The organism is Pseudoclavibacter sp. Z016, assembly GCF_002931215.1.
Lineage (GTDB): Bacteria > Actinomycetota > Actinomycetes > Actinomycetales > Microbacteriaceae > Pseudoclavibacter.
Map to the genome: position 1 here is coordinate 1 of NZ_PSTU01000030.1, position 5,522 is coordinate 5,522.

At 53.9% G+C, this 5,522-nt stretch carries 3 rRNA genes; all 3 read left to right on the forward strand.

Features of this window, described 5'->3' with window-relative positions:
• Window positions 1-166: 166 nt before the first annotated feature.
• Window positions 167-1,686 (forward strand): 16S ribosomal RNA (locus tag C5B99_RS18880).
• A gap of 420 nt (window positions 1,687-2,106) precedes the next feature.
• Window positions 2,107-5,220 (forward strand): 23S ribosomal RNA (locus C5B99_RS18885).
• Window positions 5,221-5,350: 130 nt separating this feature from the next.
• A 5S ribosomal RNA gene (rrf, locus tag C5B99_RS18890) occupies window positions 5,351-5,467 on the forward strand.
• The 16S, 23S and 5S rRNA genes sit together here, the layout of an rRNA operon.
• Window positions 5,468-5,522: the final 55 nt, after the last annotated feature.

Genomic DNA, 5,522 nt, shown 5'->3' on the forward strand with positions numbered 1-5,522 from the left:
GGGGTAAGGATTCCTTTTGGAAACATATTTGGACAATACAAGTCAGTACTGAACTTTCGGGTTTGGTGTTGTTTTGTTTTTTGTCAGTTTCAAACTTGTCATCGCACTTCGGTGTGGTGGCGTGATGTTTACCGGCGAGCCTTTGGGTTTGTTTGGTTGTTATTCATTTACGGAGAGTTTGATCCTGGCTCAGGACGAACGCTGGCGGCGTGCTTAACACATGCAAGTCGAACGATGAAGCCCAGCTTGCTGGGTGGATTAGTGGCGAACGGGTGAGTAACACGTGAGCAACGTGCCCATAACTCTGGGATAACCTCCGGAAACGGTGGCTAATACTGGATATCTAACACGATCGCATGGTCTGTGTTTGGAAAGATTTTTTGGTTATGGATCGGCTCACGGCCTATCAGCTTGTTGGTGAGGTAATGGCTCACCAAGGCGACGACGGGTAGCCGGCCTGAGAGGGTGACCGGCCACACTGGGACTGAGACACGGCCCAGACTCCTACGGGAGGCAGCAGTGGGGAATATTGCACAATGGGCGAAAGCCTGATGCAGCAACGCCGCGTGAGGGATGACGGCCTTCGGGTTGTAAACCTCTTTTAGTAGGGAAGAAGCGAAAGTGACGGTACCTGCAGAAAAAGCACCGGCTAACTACGTGCCAGCAGCCGCGGTAATACGTAGGGTGCAAGCGTTGTCCGGAATTATTGGGCGTAAAGAGCTCGTAGGCGGTTTGTCGCGTCTGCTGTGAAATCCCGAGGCTCAACCTCGGGTCTGCAGTGGGTACGGGCAGACTAGAGTGTGGTAGGGGAGATTGGAATTCCTGGTGTAGCGGTGGAATGCGCAGATATCAGGAGGAACACCGATGGCGAAGGCAGATCTCTGGGCCATTACTGACGCTGAGGAGCGAAAGCATGGGGAGCGAACAGGATTAGATACCCTGGTAGTCCATGCCGTAAACGTTGGGCGCTAGATGTGGGGACCATTCCACGGTTTCCGTGTCGTAGCTAACGCATTAAGCGCCCCGCCTGGGGAGTACGGCCGCAAGGCTAAAACTCAAAGGAATTGACGGGGGCCCGCACAAGCGGCGGAGCATGCGGATTAATTCGATGCAACGCGAAGAACCTTACCAAGGCTTGACATATACCGGAAACGTTCAGAAATGTTCGCCCCGCAAGGTCGGTATACAGGTGGTGCATGGTTGTCGTCAGCTCGTGTCGTGAGATGTTGGGTTAAGTCCCGCAACGAGCGCAACCCTCGTCGTATGTTGCCAGCACGTAATGGTGGGAACTCATATGAGACTGCCGGGGTCAACTCGGAGGAAGGTGGGGATGACGTCAAATCATCATGCCCCTTATGTCTTGGGCTTCACGCATGCTACAATGGCTGGTACAATGGGCTGCAATACCGCGAGGTGGAGCGAATCCCAAAAAGCCAGTCTCAGTTCGGATTGGGGTCTGCAACTCGACCCCATGAAGTCGGAGTCGCTAGTAATCGCAGATCAGCAACGCTGCGGTGAATACGTTCCCGGGCCTTGTACACACCGCCCGTCAAGTCATGAAAGTCGGTAACACCCGAAGCCGGTGGCCTAACCTTTTGGAGGGAGCCGTCGAAGGTGGGATCGGTAATTAGGACTAAGTCGTAACAAGGTAGCCGTACCGGAAGGTGCGGCTGGATCACCTCCTTTCTAAGGAGCACTTAGCACGCATCCTTTTGGGTGTGGAGCTGAAGTCATTTCGGTCGCGAATGTCGATCGGTGGCGCTCATGGGTGGAACATTTGACTATTCGGTGCTCAGCGTGATGCTGGTTTAGTACGCCTCTTTTTGGGGTTGGAACGGCTGGTGTTGTGTTGGGTGCTGGTGTGCACGCTGTTGGGTCCTGAGGGACCGGGCCTGCTGTCGTCTTCGGATGGTGGTGGATCGGACTCTTGGGCCTTCGTTCGCCGGCTTTGTGTTGGTGGGTGTTGGTACCGATCGTATGTTGAGAACTACACAGTGGACGCGAGCATCTTGAATGCCGCGAATGTCGCCTTTGGGTGGTGTTTGTGGTGTTCAGCAATTTTAGTCAAGAGTTTCTGAGAATGAAATGATTGGCTACTCATGTGTAAATCAAATCTTTAAGAGCAAACGGTGGATGCCTTGGCATCTGGAGCCGAAGAAGGACGTAGAAATCTGCGATAAGCCTCGGGGAGTTGATAATCGAACTTTGATCCGAGGATTTCCGAATGGGGAAACCCCGCCAGGCCCCTTGTGGTGACCTGGTGACTCCCGCCTGAATATATAGGGCGGGTAGAGGGAACGTGGGGAAGTGAAACATCTCAGTACCCACAGGAAGAGAAAACAACAGTGATTCCGTTAGTAGTGGCGAGCGAACGCGGATCAGGCTAAACCGGTCGTGTGTGATACCTGGTAGGGGTTGCACGGTCGGGGTTGTGGGACTTTTCATGCTGCTCTACCAGGCAGTGGGCGTGACAATAGCGTATAGACGAACAGCTTTGAATGGCTGACCAGAGGGGGTGCGAGTCCCGTAGTCGAAATGCGTGTATTGACGTTGAAGAGTATCCCAAGTAGCACGGGGCCCGAGAAATCCCGTGTGAATCTGTCAGGACCACCTGATAAGCCTAAATACTCCCAGATGACCGATAGCGGACAAGTACCGTGAGGGAAAGGTGAAAAGTACCCCGGGAGGGGAGTGAAATAGTACCTGAAACCGTTTGCTTACAATCCGTCGGAGCAGCCTTGTAGCTGTGACGGCGTGCCTTTTGAAGAATGAGCCTGCGAGTTAGTGATATGTGGCGAGGTTAACCCGTGTGGGGCAGCCGTAGCGAAAGCGAGTCTGAATAGGGCGATTCAGTCGCATGTCCTAGACCCGAAGCGAAGTGATCTATCCATGGCCAGGTTGAAGCGAAGGTAAGACTTCGTGGAGGACCGAACCCACCTAGGTTGAAAACTGGGGGGATGAGCTGTGGTTAGGGGTGAAAGGCCAATCAAACTTCGTGATAGCTGGTTCTCTCCGAAATGCATTTAGGTGCAGCGTTGCGTGTTTCTTACCGGAGGTAGAGCTACTGGATGGCCGATGGGGCCCAAAAGCTTACTGACGTCAGCCAAACTCCGAATGCCGGTAAGTGAGAGCGCAGCAGTGAGACTGTGGGGGATAAGCTTCATAGTCGAGAGGGAAACAACCCAGACCACCAACTAAGGTCCCAAAGCGCGTGCTAAGTGGAAAAGGATGTGGAGTTGCACAGACAACCAGGAGGTTGGCTTAGAAGCAGCCACCCTTGAAAGAGTGCGTAATAGCTCACTGGTCAAGTGATTCCGCGCCGACAATGTAACGGGGCTCAAGCACGCCACCGAAGTTGTGGCATTCATATTTATAGACAGGCCTTCGTGGTCCAGTCGTGTGGATGGGTAGGAGAGCGTCGTGTGGCGAGTGAAGCGGCGGTGGAAACCAGCCGTGGACGCTACACGAGTGAGAATGCAGGCATGAGTAGCGAAAGACGGGTGAGAAACCCGTCCTCCGAATGATCAAGGGTTCCAGGGTCAAGCTAATCTGCCCTGGGTAAGCCGGGACCTAAGGCGAGGCCGACAGGCGTAGTCGATGGACAACGGGTTGATATTCCCGTGGCCGGCGAAAAACCGCCCAAGCTAATCCAGTAGTGCTAAGAGTCTGAATCTCTTCGTCCGCCTTCGGGTGGGTGGGGAGCCTAGCGCTCGACCCCGTTCTGGTGCGGTTAGCGTATTAACAGGTGTGACGCAGAAAGGTAGCCGAACCGGGTGATTGGTTGAATCCGGGCAAGGACGTAGGGTGAGTGATAGGCAAATCCGTCACTCGTGAAGCCTGAGATCTGACGCGGAACTCACTTCGGTGAGGTAGTCGGTGATCCTCTGCTGCCAAGAAAAGCATCGACGCGAGGTTTTAGTCGCCCGTACCCCAAACCGACACAGGTGATCAGGTAGAGAATACCAAGGAGATCGAGAGAATCGTGGTTAAGGAACTCGGCAAAATGCCCCCGTAACTTCGGGAGAAGGGGGGCCTGAGGCGTATAGGGATTTACTCCTGAAAGCGCATTGATGGCCGCAGAGACCAGTGGGAAGCGACTGTTTATCAAAAACACAGGTCCGTGCGAAGTCGCAAGACGATGTATACGGACTGACGCCTGCCCGGTGCTGGAAGGTTAAGAGGAAGGGTTAGCTTCGGCGAAGCTCTGAATTTAAGCCCCAGTAAACGGCGGTGGTAACTATAACCATCCTAAGGTAGCGAAATTCCTTGTCGGGTAAGTTCCGACCTGCACGAATGGCGTAACGACTTCCCAGCTGTCTCAACCGCGAACTCGGCGAAATTGCATTACGAGTAAAGATGCTCGTTACGCGCAGCAGGACGAAAAGACCCCGTGACCTTTACTACAGCTTGGTATTGGTGTTCGGTGTGGCTTGTGTAGGATAGGTGGGAGACTGTGAAGCGGGCACGCTAGTGTTCGTGGAGTCGTTGTTGAAATACCACTCTGGTCATTCTGGATATCTAACTTCGAACCGTAATCCGGTTCAGGGACAGTGCCTGGTGGGTAGTTTAACTGGGGCGGTTGCCTCCTAAAGAGTAACGGAGGCGCCCAAAGGTTCCCTCAACCTGGTTGGCAATCAGGTGGCGAGTGTAAGTGCACAAGGGAGCTTGACTGTGAGACTGACAAGTCGAGCAGGGACGAAAGTCGGGACTAGTGATCCGGCAGTGGCTTGTGGAAGCGCTGTCGCTCAACGGATAAAAGGTACCTCGGGGATAACAGGCTGATCTTGCCCAAGAGTCCATATCGACGGCATGGTTTGGCACCTCGATGTCGGCTCGTCGCATCCTGGGGCTGGAGTAGGTCCCAAGGGTTGGGCTGTTCGCCCATTAAAGCGGCACGCGAGCTGGGTTCAGAACGTCGTGAGACAGTTCGGTCTCTATCCGCTGCGCGCGTAGGAAATTTGAGAAGATCTATCTTTAGTACGAGAGGACCGAGATGGACGAACCTCTGGTGTGTCAGTTGTTCCGCCAGGAGCACCGCTGATTGGCTACGTTCGGAACGGATAACCGCTGAAAGCATCTAAGCGGGAAGCCGGCTTCAAGATGAGATTTCCATCCCTTCGGGGGAGAAGCTCCCAGTAGACGACTGGGTTGATAGGCCGGATGTGGAAGCACAGAAATGTGTGGAGCTGACCGGTACTAATAAGCTGATGATTTGATAAAACATGCACATGAATGTTGTTGCTGTTCGCGTCCACTTTGTGGTTCTCGATAGACGATCGAGGATCGACCATGTGTCGCACCTGTTTGGGTGTGGTGTGTGGTTCGGAACATGATTGGTTATCCATAGTGTTTCGGCGGTCATAGCGAGAGGGAAACGCCCGGTTACATTCCGAACCCGGAAGCTAAGACTCTCAGCGCCGATGGTACTGCAGGGGGGACCCTGTGGGAGAGTAGGTCACCGCCGGACTTCTTCATAAGCCGGGGTTGGTTGTTGAGTGAGCAGAGATGCTCCTCGATGACCA